This window comes from Streptomyces sp. RGM 3693 (assembly GCF_050471125.1).
Lineage (GTDB): Bacteria > Actinomycetota > Actinomycetes > Streptomycetales > Streptomycetaceae > Streptomyces.
The window spans coordinates 2,712,057-2,725,947 of sequence record NZ_JBMPPQ010000001.1; the positions used below are offsets into that span (position 1 = coordinate 2,712,057).

A 13,891-nucleotide genomic window follows, 5' to 3' on the forward strand; every position below is an offset into this window, starting at 1 on the left:
CGGGACGGGGGCGGCGGCATCGAGCGGGAGCGGCGGAAGAGCCGGGAGCAACCCGACGATCCAGACATTTCCCTCATCCGAGTGCAACCATGATGCATGCCCTTCCGACGGCTGACGCGGCTGAGCCAACGACCGGACCCGAGCCATGCCCTTCTGCTGATCCCGATCGGGATGATCGTCGCGGTCTGCACGGTCGACGCCCTCGCTCCGCCGGACATCCACCTGGGCCCGCTGCTGGTCGCCGCCCCCGCCCTCACCGCCGCCTTCGCCGGACCCGGCCCGACCGCGGTGATCGGCACGCTGGCGGTCGCCGCCCAGGTGAGCATCGGCCTCGCCCGCGGCGCCCTGTTCACCGAGAACCTCTACGCGCAGATCAGCTCCCTGATCGTGGTCTCGGCGCTGGTCTTCCTCTTCACCGTCGTGCGGGAGCGCAACGAGCGGCGACTCTCCCGCAGCCGCTCGGTGGCGGCCGTGGCCCAGCAGGTCCTGCTCCGGCCGCTGCCGGCGCGCAGCGGCGATCTGGAGATCGCCTCGCTGTACCTCCCGGCGGAGGAGGAGGCGGAGATGGGCGGCGACCTGTTCGCCGCCGCCCGCACCGCCGCCAGTACCCGGCTGATCATCGGGGACGTCCGCGGCAAGGGCCTGCCCGCGTACAGTCACGCCGCCCTCATCCTCGGCGCCTTCCGGGCGGCCGCGCACCGCCAGGCCACCCTGCCCCGCCTCGCCCGCCACCTGGACGGCGCGGTCCGTTGGGACACCAGCCAGTGGCGCGCCCCGGCCGCGCGGTCGGCCGCCGACCCCGCCGACCCCGCCGGCAGCGTCCCGGCCACCGCCGAGCGGGCCGCACCCCACCCCACCCCCGGTCCTGACCTCGGCGAAACGTTCGCCACCGTCGCACTCTTCGACATCCCCGACCGGCGCCCCGAACTGAGCATCATCAGCTGCGGCCATCCGCCCGCCCTCCTGCTGCGCGACGGCCACGCCCGCACCCTCGACCCCCAATGCCCCGCCCTCCCCATCGGCCTCGGCTCCCTCGACGGCCCGCAGAACTACGACGTCGACACCTTCCCCTTCCACCCCGGTGACCTGCTGCTCCTCTACACGGACGGGGTGAGCGAGGCGCGCAACGCCGACGGCGACTTCTACCCGCTGACCGAACGGGCCGGCGCCTGGAGCCGCAGCAGCCCCCAGTCCGTGCTCCGCCGGCTGCGCGAGGACCTCTTCGCCCACACCGGCGGCCGCCTGGCGGACGACGCCGCGGCGGTCGCCCTCCGCCGCCTGCCGCCCCGCCCCGCGCACCGCCCGGACGCGGCGGAGGGCGCGCCGTAGCCGACTACGGCCCGTGCGCGCAGCACCCGCGCGCACGAGGACGGCGGATGCGGATCATCCGACGGGCCCCCGCACCCGCGCGCACGAGGACGGCGGTCGGGGCCCGGCGGCCAACACCCCGGTCGAGGGGCGCCCGCGGGCATGACATCCATCACGCCCGGCCGGTCGGCGTTCCGCCCCGACCCCGATATTTGGCCTTTCCGCCGTCGTTCTCGGCACCCTTCCGGAGAATGCCTCCGGCTGACGCTTCCTCAAGCCCGTCCCACTTGCTAAACACGTCCGATCGGCGGTACTCGTCCGAATCGTCCGCGAGTGGTACAGGAAGCGCAGCATGACCGACCCCACCAGCCCCTCCAGCCCCGGAGCTGACATATCCCGCGTCACCGGGATCTCCGACGACGGCACCCGCGGGACCTTCGAGCTCGACCTCGCCGGCCACGAAGCCCGGCGCCGAGCCGAAGTCCTCGCCGCGCTCGGCGACACCTGGGACCCCGTCGCGGTGATGAACGACGAGGCGGAGGCCCAGCGGCTCCTCTACTCCGGCCTCGACGCCGACCAGCAGGCCACCTACGCCATGCTGGTCGCCGCCGGAGTGCTACCGGCCGCCGGGCAGGGCTGAGCATGCTGCCCATCGACCCCACCGCCGACATCGGCCGCCGCGCCTGGGTGCCCTGCCCCCGCTGCCAGGACCACCAGGACTGCGACACCTGCCACGCCGGCCGCACCTGCGACGACCACTGGCGCTACCTGCTGTCCAATAAGGGCAGCCTGCTGCACCTCCAGTGCCCCGCCTGCACCCACCTCTGGTCCTGGGACTCCGGCTTCGGCGCCGGCGGCCGCCCCTGACACAGCGGCCCACCCGCCACCGCAGCGCCCCGACCCCGCCCTCACCCACCGGACAGCCCCCAGGCGTCGCCCCGCCGCACCTCCTCGTACGCCCCTCCGGCACCCGCTCCGCCGGAACGGCACGATCCGGCCGGCCGCCCACACCCGCCCGGCCCGCCCCGCCACCGCGTGCACGCTCCGCGCGGTCGACACCGCGACCGTGATGCGCCCGCTCACTGGATGCCGTGCGGCGCGGCGCGCACCGCCCCGGGGCGGCGCGCCGACGACCACCGCCCGCCCATGCACCTGGAGCGACTACGCCACGTCGCCATGCCCTCCCCACCGGAGAACGCGGTGGCGCTGGTCACCACGTACACCGGCCGGTCGGGGTAGCGGGCCGTGGGGACAGCGGCGACGCGGTCCAGTGACTGGCCGGTGGAATCGGTAGCCCGCTCGTAGCTGTCGTTGAGGTGCACCTGCTCGTCGGGGGAGACGCCACTGCACCCCATGGCCGCGCCCCCGGTCGAGCCGCCACGGTGCTCCCGCAGGCCGAGCAGGAGCGCCCGAGTCGCACGCGGGCGGCTGCATCGCTGGGCCTCTCGCCGGGCCGGTCGGCGGGCCGCCGACCGGCGTCGGCGATCCGCCGGACGTCGATCCGGCCACGTTCCCGTCGAGCCGCTCCACGGCGCGGACGTCCTGGTCCGCGGCCCACAGCACGGCGACGAAGGCCGCCCGCCCCACCCTGCCCTCCGCGCTTTCCCTGCGCCCCCGCCCGGACGGCGATAGCGTGCGAGGCGCGGAGCCACCGAGGAACCGCCCCCGGGGCCGGGCACCCGGGCGGCCCCGCACTCACCACACTCCCAACAGTCGTCCGAGGAGCAGACCATGGAGCCGCCCACGGCACAGCGGGCCCGATCGCTCTGGCTGATGACCGAGCCCCTGCACGCGGTCTGCTACTTCGACGACGACTGCCGGGCCCTGGGCAAGGCCCTCGGCCTCAAAGGCTTCTGGATGGGCTACTTCGCCGCCCGCACCGCGCCCCTGGGCGCCGTCGAACCCGCGACCGCCACCGCCGTCCTCGGAGTCTTCGCCCCGGGCATGGTGGCCCGCGCACTGCCCGCCGCCTGGAGCACCGTCAGCCCGGCCCACGTCCTCGACGAACGCGGCACCCGCGCCGCCCGCGCCCTCCGCACCGTCGCCCCGGACCTCGACCGATCCGCCACCGCACTGCTGCCCCGACTCCAGGCACTCGTCGACGCCGCCCCCGACACCGCGCGCCCACTCTTCGCCGCCAACCGCGCACTGTGCGACCACGCCGACCCCGTGGAACGACTCTGGCAACTCACCACCACACTGCGGGAGTTCCGCGGTGAAGCCCACCTCGCCGTGCTCGCCGACCGGGAACTGGACGGCTGCGAAGCGCTGGTCCTCACCGCCGCCACCGGCCGGGTGCCCGAGGACACCATGCGGGAGGACCGCGGCTGGACCGAGCAGGAATGGGCCGCCGCCGCGGACCGCCTGCGCTCCCGCAACCTCCTCGACGCCCACGGCAACGCAACCGCGCCGGGCCGGCACGAACGCGCCCACATCGAGGCGGAAACCGACCGCCTCGCAGCCCGACTCCTCCGCCCGCTCTCCCCGGCGGACACCGACCACCTGCTGGACCTGCTCCACCCCGTCGTCCGCCGCATCCTGGCCGCGGACGTCCTCCCCTTCCCCAACCCCATCGGCCTGCCCCACCCGGACACGCCCTAGCCGCACCAGCACCCGCACCGCACCACCAGCCGCGCGCTGCCACCCGCCACCCGAGCATCCCGTACCACCCCGCTCCGCCGAGAACGTCTGGTACGAGCCGCCGCAGCCCGGCACGTCCAGCTGATTTAGAAGGTAACGCGCCGCACTGACAATCGACTTCGCCCCGACGGGGGGACCTCCCGGGCTACGACGTGATTGTCAGCTGCGCTACGACGTGATTGTCATTTCGTGGTTCGATGGGTGCTTTGGGGTGCTTTGCAGCGACAGATCGGATCACCTCCGACGGAAGCGGCGTTGTCTGAGTATGGATCCGAGAGAATTGTGGGACCGCAACGCCGTACTGGCAGAAGCCTTTTGTCTGGGTGACGAACGTGTCCGGGAAGCACAGGCCAGACTTGACGAGGCGCAGGCCGATCGCTCCCGCATGCTCGCGGCGTTCGCCCTGACGGTGGGAAGTACGGGCGCGGTGGCCGGACTGTTCGGACTCAATGAACGGGAAGTGCGGGTCGCCCGGCGCACGGTGGGCAAGGACGATGCCCGCGCCGTCGCCGAGGAGCTGCTGTCCAATGCCGCCCGCACCCCACCCGAAGAACCGGAAGACCCGGTGCCGGACCACGCTTCCGACTCTTCCTTCTCGGCCTACACCGCCACCGCCGCCCAGCCGCCGGCCGCCAGCCGCCAGGCCGGTACGGCGGCCACCGGCGGCCCACCGGACCAGAACTGGTCACCCGCCATGGACGCGGTCCTGATCGGCAGCTGGCAGACCGGCGTGGACCTCAGGGAACTGGCCGCCGAATTCGGCCTCGACCTCAGCCGCCTGATGGCGCGCGCCCAGCAACTCTCGGCCCAGGGGCGCTTCTATCCCGGCTCCGCCGAGACCTACGCCGGCCGCCACCGGCGCGGCCCCGGCGACGTCCACGAGTCCGAATACACCATCCCCGCCCAGCAGTCGACGACCTGGAACGGCGCCGCCACCGCCCACCCCATGACGTCCGCCTCCTGGTACACGGGCGCGATGCCCCCCACGGAACCCGTTACCGATGTCACCGCCCTCGCTTCCGAATGGGACAGCGCCCTCGCCCCCTGGGGCACCCTCGCCCCCGCCCACGAGGAACCCGCCCCGGCCCACCAGCCATGGGCCCAATATCACCTCAGCTCCTGATGACCCCGAACAGCACCGGATACCACGCGTAGCGCGAAATCAGTTGCCAAGCGAGCTGTCAGCAACGAATTCCGTGAAATACCTGGCTTGAATATTATGAAGTCGTTACTCTGACGGGCAGGCCCACTGGGCTGCCCGCTCGCGTACGCAGCCCGCCTCCCGGCCCGTGGCACGGCGACGCGCCCGTAGCGCGGCAGCCCAGAGCAGACAGGTAGACAGGCAGACAGCCATGACCGAGTCCATACCCACCCCGGGCCGCACCCTGACCGAAACCGACCGCACCCGACACCGCCGGCTCCGCGAGCAAGGCAGCCTCGACCGCACCGAACTCGACGCCGTACTGGCGGCCGGCTTCGTCTGCCACCTCGGCGTGACCGTCGACGGCACCGTACGCGTGGTACCCACCGTCTACGGTTCGGACGGCACCACCCTCTACTTCCACGGCTCGGTCGCCAGCCGCAGCCTCGTCTCCTCCCCGGGCGCGGACGTCTGCGTGACCGTCACCCACGTCGACGGACTGGTCCTGGCCCGCTCGGTCTTCGAGCACGGCATCAACTACCGCAGCGCGATGATCTACGGAGTACCGCGCCCGGTCACCGACGACGAAGAGAAACTGGCGGGCCTGCGCTGCCTCACCGAGCAGTGCGCACCCGGCCAATGGGACTACGCCCGCCGCCCCCACCGCAAGGAACTGGCCGCCACGGCACTCCTCGCCCTCTCCCTCGACGAGGCATCGGTGAAGATCAGGACCGGCGCCCCCGACGACGGCGACGGCCCGGACGCCGCACTGGGCCTGTGGGCCGGCGTCCTTCCGCTCCGCACGACATGGGGAGCCCCGACACCGGACCCCGCACTGGGCACGGACCTGCCGGTGCCGCCGCACATCGCCGCACGCACGGACACGCCCGCGTCATGACAGGCCGGAGTCGGCGGACCCGAGGACCGGAGTCAATGGGCTGGCCGCCCCCGGCGGACCGGCCGCACCCGGCCAGGACATGACCGCCAAGCCGTCCCGGACCAGGCCCCTGGCAGTCAACCCCCGCGCAACGCCTTGCGCTTGCACCATGCGACGACCACCGCCGCCAGCCCACTGACCGCGATGAAACCCATGGACAGCAGGAACGCCGGCGACGTCGGCGTCGCCGCCCGCGCGCCCGCCACCGCATAGGCCGCGGTGTTGGGGATGCTCCCCAACGCCGTGGCCAGCAGATACGGACACCAGCGCATACGGGAGACCGCCGCGCAGTAGTTCATGGCCGCGAACGGCAGCCCCGGGAACAACCGGATCGCCAGCATGGAGCGGAAGCCGTGCTCGCTCAACTGCCGGTCCGCGGCGGTCAGCCAGCGGGCCCGCAGCAACGGCCGTAGCGCCTCCTGCCCGAGCAGCCGCCCGAGCCCGAACGCCAACCCGGCGCCCAGCACCGTACCGGCCAGCGCGGCGACCAGCCCCGACTGGCTGCCGAACAACGCACCCGCGGCGAGATTGAGCACCGGCCGCGGGACGAACGCCGTGGTGCACACCCCGTACGCCAACGCGAAGCCCACCAGTGCGGTCGGCCCCGACCACTGCGTCGGCCAGCCCCCGGCCAGCAGCCGCTGGGGATGCCACCACACCATCGCGGTCGCGGCGGAGACCAACAGGACCAACAGCAGGACCAGTCGCGACCAGGGAGAGAACACCACGCGCGTGCAGCGCGTGGCGAGGCCGTCGGGCGTGGCGGCGGGGGCGGGCATCCCGGGAGCGTAACCGACGCGCGCGCCGCACGGCCGGAATCCGGGCCGTACGACCACGAACCGGGGTGCACGGCGCACAACGGGCGGCCGCCGTCCGGACGGCGGGAAGGGGCGGGGCGCACACCGCGGTGGCGGCGGGCCCGTAAATCATTCGACGCCGGACCGGCGCCCCGGCACCATATGACCCATGTTCCGGCACGCCTTCCTCCCGATGCTGTCCGCGGTCGCAGTGACCGCCGCGGACGCGCCGAAGGCTGCCGTCGGATTCCTCGCCGCAGCCACGGCGATCGACGTTGCTGCCCCCGCCACCGTCGTGGCCGGCACGGCACCCGTCACCCTCGCCGCCGCCGCAGCACACGGCACCCGAAGCTGACCCTCTCCGGATCGTCCGGCGGACCCCGCAGGGGGAGGGTCGGAGCGGACCAGGGGTCCCCACGGCGCCACATCGCCGTCATCACCGCATTCCCGCGAGGAAGAACACCATGCCCAAGACGGCATACGTCCGCACCAAGCCGCACCTGAACATCGGCACGATGGGCCACGTCGACCACGGCAAAACCACGCTCACCGCAGCCCTCACCAAAGTCCTCAGCGACCGGGGCACCGGCACGTTCGTCCCGTTCGACCGCATCGACCGGGCCCCGGAGGAGGCCGCCCGCGGCATCACCATCAACATCTCGCACGTCGAGTACGAGACCGACACCCGGCACTACGCCCACGTCGACATGCCCGGCCACGCCGACTTCATCAAGAACATGGTCACCGGCGCGACCCAGCTCGACGGCGCCATCCTCGTCGTCTCCGCGCTCGACGGGATCATGCCGCAGACCGCCGAACACGTCCTGCTCCCCAAGCAAGTGGGCGTACGGCACGTCGTCGTCGCACTCAACAAGGCCGACGCGGGCGACCCCGAGCTCACCGACCTGGTCGAGCTGGAAGTCCGCGAACTGCTCACCGCACACGGCTACGACGGGGAGCACCTCCCCGTCGTACGGGTCTCCGGGCTCCGCGCCCTGGAGGGCGACCCGCGCTGGACGAGCGCGATCGGCGCACTGCTGGACGCCATCGACACCTACGTACCGGTGCCCGAACGGTATGTGGACGCGCCATTCCTGCTCTCCGTGGAGAATGTGCTGACCATCACCGGACGCGGCACCGTCGTCACCGGGGCCGTCGAGCGCGGCATGGTGCGCTGCGGCGACCAGGTGGCCGTACTGGGTGCGGAGACGCTGCACACGGTCGTCACCGGGGTGGAGACCTTCGGCAAGCCCATGGAATCCGCCGAGGCCGGGGACAACGTCGCGCTGCTGCTGCGCGGCCTGCACCGTGAGCACGTACGCCGCGGAGACGTGGTCGCGGCGCCCGGCAGCGTCACCCCGCGACGCCGCTTCACCGCCGAGGCGTACATCCTCTCCACCGAGGAGGGCGGCCGCCGCACGCCACTGGCCACCGGCTACCGCCCACAGTTCTACATCCGCACCGCGGACGTGGTCGGCGCCATCGACCTCGGCGAGCGCGCCGTCGCCCGCCCCGGCGAGACGGTGACCGCAACCGTTGAACTGGGCCGCGCGGTACCACTGGAGCCCGGCCTCGGCTTCGCCATCCGCGAGGGCGGCCGCACCGTCGGCGCGGGGACGGTCCGCACCGTGGAGGAGTGAGCACATGGGGAAGGGGAGGCACCACTGCCGAGACGTGCGATTGCCGAGGCGCGCCACTGCCACTGCCCAGGCGACCTACCGCGTAGGAGAGCCACGGCCCGGTAGCGCTACGGCCGCGCAGTCGCTGAACAGCAGCAGATGATCAGGGGCTGACGTCGTCCTCGTCCCGCCTCGACCAGGGCCTGCCCGGCCGATCATGCCCGGGCAGGCCCTGCCCCGTGCGCAACTCCCGTGCCCCGTGCGCAACTCCCGTGTCCCGCTGTTGCTCCCGTGTCCCTCCTGCACGTCACGTCGTCTGCTCACCCCCCCACTTCCGCTGCTCACGCCCCGCCGGTGTGCCGGCATCGGGCTCGTGCTCACCTCCGCGCGGCTGCCTGCCCTCGTGCCACTGTTCCCCTGTTCCCCTTCATGTTCCGCGCCTACGATCCCGCCAGGAAGCCGCCGCCGGCGCGGCCGCCGGCACCGACGACCGCGTGCGAAGAGGTTGCGGCCGTCGGACGGGGTTCGAGTCCTCGCATACGCCGAAAGCCGAAAGCCGAAAGCCGAAGAACGCCGAAAGCTGAACGCAGAGGAATCCAAGCACCGCATACCGGTCTATAACGCACACAGCGACGCGCGAGGAGTCAAGGTCGAGCGGCTCTGGCGTGGAAGGGACATCGCATGCCCGTATCGAGAACGGCGCTGGTCCTCGGCGGCGGGGGACTGACCGGCATCGGCTGGGAGGTCGGCATGCTGGCGGGCCTCGCGGAGGCGGGTACCGACCTCGCCGACGCCGATGTCGTCATCGGCACCTCCGCCGGCTCGATCGTCGGAGCCCAACTGACCTCCCGTCTGCACACCCTGGAAGAGCTGTACGAGCGCCAATTGGCCGCGCCGGACGGACGACCGGCCGCCCGCCTGGGCCCGGCGGTGTTCGCACGCTTCGCGGCCGTCGCCCTGCGTTCCCGGGACGCGGTGTCGTTCGGTGCGCGGATGGGACGGCTCGCGCTGGCGGCGCGTACGGCACCGGAAGCCGAACACCGCGTGGCGATCGCCCGGACCCTGGGCATGGACGACTGGCCCGCGCGGCGGCTCCTGGTCACCGCGGTGGACTCGGCGACGGGGGAGCGCACCGCCTTCGACGGCACCAGCGGCGTACCACTCCTCGACGCGGTGAGCGCCAGCTGCGCGGTACCGGCCGTCTACCCACCGGTCACGATCGACGGGAAGCGGTGGGTGGACGGCGGCGTGCACTCCAGCGCCAACGCGGACCTGGCCGCGGGCTACGACCGGGTGGTGGTCATCGCCCCCATCGCGGCTGGCGGCGGACCGATCGTCGCGCCACGCACCCAGGGCGCGCGGCTGGCAGGGAAGGGCGCCCGGGTATGCGTGATCACCCCGGACCGCGCATCCAGGTCGGCATTCGGCCGGAACGTCCTGGACCCCGCCAAACGCGCCGACGCCGCCCGCGCGGGCCGACGCCAGTCCGCCACCCACGCCCCAGAAATCCGCGCCCTCTGGAACATCTGACCCGCTCCGGGCCTGAGCCGTTCTGGGCCTGAGCCTGTTCCGGCTCGGGTCCGTTCCGAGCCTGACCCGTTCCGGCCTTGGCCTGTTTCGGCACAACCGGCAAGGCCCCTGATCCGACGAGGCCCCTGCCCAAGGGGTCCCCCCACCCCGCCCGTGACAGGGGACCCACCCCAGCGCGACAGGAGACCCACCCCACCCGCCACAATGGCACGGTGCACAACGAATCACCGGCGACGAACACATCGACGGACACCTCACCGGCGGCTGACGAGCCCCGGGCGGCCGACCAGGACCCCGCGGAGCGGGAAGCCTCCCGGACCGCCGAGGACCCGGTTCCCGTGACCCGCACGGTCGACCACGGCACGGCCAAACTCCTCCCGGACATCGACCGCCCCCGCGCTTGGCTTCTCACGGTGGACGGCGCGCCACAGTCGTACGTCGACCTCGACGAACCCACGCACCTGGAGTTCGAGTACGTCCGCCGGCTCGCGCACGTCCTGGACGAGGCCGCGCCCCCCGGGCAGCCATTGGACGTGCTGCACCTGGGCGGCGGCGCGCTGACCCTGCCGCGTTACCTCGCCGCGACCCGTCCACACTCCCGGCAGGACGTGATCGACGTCGATCACGGTCTGCTCGCCCTCGTGACGGAGCATCTCCCGCTGCCCGGCAACTCCGGGATCGCGCTGCACCCGCAGGACGCCCGAGCGGCACTGGAGGCGGCACCGGAGGCCGGCGTCGATGTGATCGTGGCGGACGTCTTCACTGGCTCTCGGGTGCCCGCTCAACTGACCTCGGTCGAGTACGCGCGCGCCGCCGCCCGTGCGCTGCGCCCCCACGGCTGTTACGCCGCGAACCTGGCAGACAGTGCCCCCTTCGACTTCCTGCGCCGTCAACTCGCCAATTTCGCCGCGGTGTTCGCCCATCTCGCCCTGATCGCGGAACCGTCGGTACTGCGCGGCCGCCGCTTCGGCAACGCCGTGCTGCTCGCTTCGCACACGGAGCTCCCGATCGCCGCCCTGGCCCGCCGCACCGCCGCCGACGTCTTCCCCGCCCGCGTCGAACACGGCTCCCCCCTGCGCCGCCTGATCGCCGACGCCAGCCCCGTGCCCGATACCCAAGCCCTCCCGTCCCCCATCCCCCCGGACGGCACCTTCAGCGTCGCTTGATCCCCACGGGCAATGCCTCCTCCACGAGCAAGCAACCGAGCAACTGAGCAGCCGAGCAATGAGTCGACGGGCCCAGCTCTGCGTTCCCTACCGTGTGCCCTCCGGTCCCTACCTCGTGTCCTCCGTTCCCTAACTCATCGTGACCTCGCCAGCTCGTCATGATCTTGTCGTGAGCCTCTGCAGACGAGCCTCCGCGGCGTGACCGAGCCTCCGTGACCGAGCCTCTGTGTCGACGGGGCCTCCTTTCTCCTGTTTCGGCAACGGTTACGGAGAGTGATTAATTCCCTTCGTTGCGTTGGTCGCGGTGAGTGGTGTGGGTATCGCCGGGGTGCGTGCGGCGCGGGAGGTGACGGGCGGGCGGCAGCGGTGACGAGGGGGAGGAGGCGGAAGGGGGCGAGGGGCAGGACGGGGAAGTGGACGGGGAAGTGGAAGAGGAAGCAGCAGGGGAAGGGGAAGGCGGTGCGGGGGAGGGCGCGAAGGGAGGGTGGCGCCGGGTGAGGTCGCGGACGTCGGGGATGCAGAGGGTGGCGGCCGTCAGGAGCACGATCAGGGCGGCGCAGGCCCACAGTGCGGCGGTGCGGCCGATGAGGTCCTGGGTGGGGCCGGGCCAGCGCGGTGGCCACCGGGACCACGGCCAGTGAGCCGAGCCAGTCGTAGGAGGAGACCCGGGAGAACTTCTCCTCAGGGATCTCCTGATGGAGCGTCACCATCCAGGTCACCGAGAAGACCTCGACCGAGATCCCGGTGCCGAACATGATCGCGGCGAGCCAGCCGGCCGGCACCGGTACGGCGAGCGCGGCGGACGGGAGGGCCAACGGGAAGACGCAGAGGGTGCCCGTGAACAGGAGGCGGCGCGGTGTGAGGCGGGTCATCAGGAGGGCGCCGATCGCGGTGCCGGCGCCGAAGGCGGCCAGCGCCAGGCCCCAGGGTCCTGCGCCGCCCAGGTGTTCCTCGGCGACCAGCGGCCCGTAGACCGACTGCACCGCGGTGACCAGCGCGTTGACGAGGGAGAACTGCGCCACGATCGCCCACAACCACGGCCGGGACGCGACTTCCCGCCAGCCGTCCCGCAGGTCGCTGCGGATCCCGCCGCTCGGGGTGCGCTCCGGCATTCCGCTCACGTCGAGGAAAGCGCGCAGCGCGCCGGCGACGGCGAAGGCGGCGGAGTCGACCGCCAGCACCCAGCCCGGGCCGACGACCGCCACCAGTGCGCCCCCGAGTGCCGCGCCGCCGATGTTCGCCCCGTTCATACCGACGCGGAACAGTGCGAAGGCGCGGCCGGACTGCTCGCCGGAGACGCTGGCGAGCACCATGCCCTCCGAGGCCGGAGCGAAGAACGCCTGCCCGGTGCCGCCGATCGCCGCCAGGAGCGCCATCTGCCACAGGTGCGCCGTGCCGGACAGGACGAGCAGTGCGAACAGGCCCTGGGAGAGGCAGTTGACGCTGTTCGCCGCGACCATCACGCGGTGCCGGGGGAGCCGGTCGGCGATTGCGCCCCCGATCAGGAGGAAGAGGACGAGCGGCACCATGCGGGCGGCGGAGACCAGTCCGACGTCGGTCGCGGAGCCCCCCGCGCCGAGCACGGCGAACGAGGTCGCGATCATCGCTCCGCTGCTGCCGAGGCCGGCGATCATGGTGGCGGCGCTGAGCAGGACGAAGTTCCGCCCGGCCCAGGTGGGGCGGGCCGCCATCAGGCACCGTCCCGTCGGCTCGGAGTTCCCGAGGAGTGCGGTCCTCCCGAGGAGTTCGGAGTCCCCGAGGAGGGGCGCGCCAGGAGTGCCGGAAGGACCGGCGGGATCGGAAGGACCGGCCGGACGAGAAGGAATGGCCGCGTCGGGCGGGCCGCCAATGTCGGGTGGGTTGGCCGCGTCGAGAGGGATGTTCGCGTCGAGAGGGGCGGCCATGTCGAGTGGGGTGGGGAAGGCCGATGAGGTGGACGGGAGTGATCGCGGCCCGTTGTCGGCCGGGTTCGGCGTGCTGCCTGGGGCAGTGGCCGTAAGAGTGCGTACTCGGTTCGCTGGGTGTGTCCCCGTTGTGTCATGGGCGTTCACGCTATGGGGTTCGGGGGTGGCGGCACCCGGTTTTCGGCGAGGGGGTCGGTGTTATGGGGTGGTCGGGGAGGGAGGGGCGGATGACCTCTTCACAGCTAAGCTACTGCTAGGTAACATGGCGCTATGTCCTCTGAGTCCCTGCCGTCGATCGGCGACATGATGGCGGCATCCGTGCCGATGGTCCGCACCCTGAACCTTGAGTTCACCGAGACCACCGCCGAGCGCGCCGTGGTCCGCATGGCCGACCAGCCCGACTTCCACAACCACGTCGGTGGCCCGCACGCCGGCGCGATGTTCACGCTCGCGGAGTCGGCGAGCGGCGCGATCGTGATGACCGCCTTCGGCGATCAGCTGGGCCGTGCGGTGCCGCTGGCGGTGGGCGCCGAGATCGGATACCGAAAGCTCGCCATGGGAGCGGTCACCGCCACCGCCGAGCTGGGCCGGCCGGTGTCCGAGGTGATCGCCCAACTGGACGCCGGGGAGCGCCCGGAGTTCCCGGTGAAGGTCGAGATCACCCGCGACAAGGACGGCGCCGTCACCGGTGAGATGACGATCGTGTGGACGCTGCGCCCCAACAAGTGACCGCGGTGGGGCCGGACGACGTCCGCGGGATGTAACCGTGGTTGGCGAATGACCAGCCGTGGGTGTAGCCGTGGGTGAGTAGGCGGTGGTGGGCCGATGCACCCGCCCATAACCGGAATC

Annotated in this window: 13 protein-coding genes and 1 pseudogene; 11 read left to right on the forward strand and 3 right to left on the reverse strand. The window is 72.4% G+C overall.

Features of this window, described 5'->3' with window-relative positions; genetic code table 11:
* The first annotated feature begins 96 nt into the window (after window positions 1-96).
* The 3 genes from ACO0M4_RS11615 to ACO0M4_RS11625 all read left to right on the forward strand — a co-directional run bounded on the left by ACO0M4_RS11615 (window position 97) and on the right by ACO0M4_RS11625 (window position 2,175).
* The gene (locus ACO0M4_RS11615; RefSeq protein WP_430369792.1) at window positions 97-1,329 is read left to right on the forward strand and encodes a PP2C family protein-serine/threonine phosphatase; all 1,233 of its coding nucleotides are present in this window, start codon (window positions 97-99) and stop codon (window positions 1,327-1,329) included.
* A 331-nt stretch (window positions 1,330-1,660) separates the two neighbouring features.
* Window positions 1,661-1,948, forward strand: coding sequence for a DUF6400 family protein (locus ACO0M4_RS11620; RefSeq protein WP_430369793.1), 288 nt, complete (start codon window positions 1,661-1,663; stop codon window positions 1,946-1,948).
* A gap of 2 nt (window positions 1,949-1,950) precedes the next feature.
* The gene (locus tag ACO0M4_RS11625) at window positions 1,951-2,175 is read left to right on the forward strand and encodes a hypothetical protein (protein WP_430369794.1); all 225 of its coding nucleotides are present in this window, start codon (window positions 1,951-1,953) and stop codon (window positions 2,173-2,175) included.
* Between the two features lie 212 nt (window positions 2,176-2,387).
* On the opposite strand, the gene ACO0M4_RS11630 is transcribed toward ACO0M4_RS11625, so the two are convergent.
* Window positions 2,388-2,663 carry a hypothetical protein gene (locus tag ACO0M4_RS11630; protein WP_430369795.1) on the reverse strand — a complete coding sequence of 92 codons (276 nt, stop codon included), beginning with the start codon at window positions 2,661-2,663 and terminating at the stop codon, window positions 2,388-2,390.
* A gap of 376 nt (window positions 2,664-3,039) precedes the next feature.
* On the opposite strand from ACO0M4_RS11630, the gene ACO0M4_RS11635 reads away from it, so the two are divergent.
* The 3 genes from ACO0M4_RS11635 (at window position 3,040) to ACO0M4_RS11645 (ending at window position 5,987) form a co-directional block, all read left to right on the forward strand.
* On the forward strand, window positions 3,040-3,909 hold the full coding sequence (locus tag ACO0M4_RS11635; protein WP_430369796.1) for an SCO6745 family protein: 870 nt from the start codon (window positions 3,040-3,042) through the stop codon (window positions 3,907-3,909).
* A gap of 304 nt (window positions 3,910-4,213) precedes the next feature.
* Window positions 4,214-5,071, forward strand: coding sequence for a hypothetical protein (locus tag ACO0M4_RS11640; protein ID WP_430369797.1), 858 nt, complete (start codon window positions 4,214-4,216; stop codon window positions 5,069-5,071).
* Between the two features lie 229 nt (window positions 5,072-5,300).
* Entirely contained in the window at window positions 5,301-5,987 is a 687-nt protein-coding gene (locus ACO0M4_RS11645; protein ID WP_430369798.1) for a pyridoxamine 5'-phosphate oxidase family protein, read from the forward strand.
* Between the two features lie 116 nt (window positions 5,988-6,103).
* Here ACO0M4_RS11645 and ACO0M4_RS11650 read toward each other — a convergent pair whose 3' ends face one another.
* On the reverse strand, window positions 6,104-6,805 hold the full coding sequence (locus ACO0M4_RS11650; RefSeq protein WP_430369799.1) for a TVP38/TMEM64 family protein: 702 nt from the start codon (window positions 6,803-6,805) through the stop codon (window positions 6,104-6,106).
* A 187-nt stretch (window positions 6,806-6,992) separates the two neighbouring features.
* On the opposite strand from ACO0M4_RS11650, the gene ACO0M4_RS11655 reads away from it, so the two are divergent.
* From ACO0M4_RS11655 to ACO0M4_RS11670, 4 genes are all read left to right on the forward strand, one after another.
* Complete coding sequence (locus ACO0M4_RS11655) at window positions 6,993-7,178, forward strand: hypothetical protein (protein ID WP_430369800.1); 186 nt, start codon at window positions 6,993-6,995, stop codon at window positions 7,176-7,178.
* Between the two features lie 109 nt (window positions 7,179-7,287).
* Window positions 7,288-8,463: an elongation factor Tu gene (gene tuf, locus ACO0M4_RS11660; RefSeq protein WP_430369801.1), complete on the forward strand. Its 1,176-nt coding sequence runs from the start codon at window positions 7,288-7,290 to the stop codon at window positions 8,461-8,463.
* Between the two features lie 660 nt (window positions 8,464-9,123).
* On the forward strand, window positions 9,124-9,972 hold the full coding sequence (locus ACO0M4_RS11665) for a patatin-like phospholipase family protein (RefSeq protein ID WP_430369802.1): 849 nt from the start codon (window positions 9,124-9,126) through the stop codon (window positions 9,970-9,972).
* A 212-nt stretch (window positions 9,973-10,184) separates the two neighbouring features.
* Window positions 10,185-11,138, forward strand: coding sequence for a spermidine synthase (locus ACO0M4_RS11670; protein ID WP_430369803.1), 954 nt, complete (start codon window positions 10,185-10,187; stop codon window positions 11,136-11,138).
* A 277-nt stretch (window positions 11,139-11,415) separates the two neighbouring features.
* On the opposite strand, the pseudogene ACO0M4_RS11675 reads toward ACO0M4_RS11670, so the two are convergent.
* Window positions 11,416-12,829 (reverse strand): annotated as a pseudogene (locus tag ACO0M4_RS11675) (MFS transporter).
* A gap of 483 nt (window positions 12,830-13,312) precedes the next feature.
* Between ACO0M4_RS11675 and ACO0M4_RS11680 the strand changes: the two are divergent.
* Window positions 13,313-13,771, forward strand: coding sequence for a DUF4442 domain-containing protein (locus ACO0M4_RS11680; RefSeq protein ID WP_430369804.1), 459 nt, complete (start codon window positions 13,313-13,315; stop codon window positions 13,769-13,771).
* Window positions 13,772-13,891 lie beyond the last annotated feature (120 nt).

Coding starts and splice junctions, on each gene's coding strand:
- ACO0M4_RS11615 (WP_430369792.1), top strand. CDS start 97: ATGCCCTTCCGACGGCTGACGCGGCTGAGCCAACGACCGGACCCGAGC.
- ACO0M4_RS11620 (WP_430369793.1), top strand. CDS start 1,661: ATGACCGACCCCACCAGCCCCTCCAGCCCCGGAGCTGACATATCCCGC.
- ACO0M4_RS11625 (WP_430369794.1), top strand. CDS start 1,951: ATGCTGCCCATCGACCCCACCGCCGACATCGGCCGCCGCGCCTGGGTG.
- ACO0M4_RS11630 (WP_430369795.1), bottom strand. CDS start 2,663: ATGGGGTGCAGTGGCGTCTCCCCCGACGAGCAGGTGCACCTCAACGAC.
- ACO0M4_RS11635 (WP_430369796.1), top strand. CDS start 3,040: ATGGAGCCGCCCACGGCACAGCGGGCCCGATCGCTCTGGCTGATGACC.
- ACO0M4_RS11640 (WP_430369797.1), top strand. CDS start 4,214: ATGGATCCGAGAGAATTGTGGGACCGCAACGCCGTACTGGCAGAAGCC.
- ACO0M4_RS11645 (WP_430369798.1), top strand. CDS start 5,301: ATGACCGAGTCCATACCCACCCCGGGCCGCACCCTGACCGAAACCGAC.
- ACO0M4_RS11650 (WP_430369799.1), bottom strand. CDS start 6,805: ATGCCCGCCCCCGCCGCCACGCCCGACGGCCTCGCCACGCGCTGCACG.
- ACO0M4_RS11655 (WP_430369800.1), top strand. CDS start 6,993: ATGTTCCGGCACGCCTTCCTCCCGATGCTGTCCGCGGTCGCAGTGACC.
- tuf (WP_430369801.1), top strand. CDS start 7,288: ATGCCCAAGACGGCATACGTCCGCACCAAGCCGCACCTGAACATCGGC.
- ACO0M4_RS11665 (WP_430369802.1), top strand. CDS start 9,124: ATGCCCGTATCGAGAACGGCGCTGGTCCTCGGCGGCGGGGGACTGACC.
- ACO0M4_RS11680 (WP_430369804.1), top strand. CDS start 13,313: ATGTCCTCTGAGTCCCTGCCGTCGATCGGCGACATGATGGCGGCATCC.